General features: G+C 59.9%; 2 protein-coding genes. Both read left to right on the top strand.

Features of this window, described 5'->3' with window-relative positions:
• Positions 1–129: transposase (locus IV91_RS19865; protein WP_150112513.1), on the top strand; the 129-nt coding region annotated here is incomplete at its 5' end.
• Positions 130–171: 42 nt separating this feature from the next.
• A partial coding sequence (locus tag IV91_RS16160; RefSeq protein WP_150112512.1) for an IS1595 family transposase occupies positions 172–436 on the top strand: 265 nt, incomplete at its 3' end.

Genomic DNA, 436 nt, shown 5'->3' with positions numbered 1-436 from the left:
CACTATGGGCGTGAGGATCAGTGCGAAGCCGCTTTCATCCAGGCACGCTGGTCGAACGGTTTCTGTTGTCCGCGCTGCCAAGCTCGGACGGCTTCGCAATTCCGCCGTGGAGGCCTGCTGACATGGTAGTGCGGTCATTGCCCACATCAGAGCAGCCTGATTTCCGGAACGATGATGGAACACTCCCGACTGCCTTTTACCAAATGGTTCTTGGTGATCTACTTGATCACGCAGTCGAAGACCAACATCGCAGCGCTCACGCTGCGCCGCCAACTCGGCATCTCGTGGCGGGCCGCCTGGCTGCTCAAGTACAAGATCATGGAAGCCATGCGCCAACGCGAGGCCACAAAGCCCTTGCAGGGCGATGTCCGTATTGATGACGCTTACCTGGGTGGCGAACTGACCGGTGGTCGCGCCGGCCGTGGCTCCGACAACA

Origin of the sequence: Ferrovum myxofaciens, assembly GCF_000735045.1 — a bacterium.
Taxonomy (GTDB): Bacteria; Pseudomonadota; Gammaproteobacteria; order Burkholderiales; family Ferrovaceae; genus Ferrovum; species Ferrovum myxofaciens.
The sequence above is the reverse complement of the archived record's forward strand: the minus strand, read 5'-3'. Positions and strand labels throughout refer to the sequence as shown.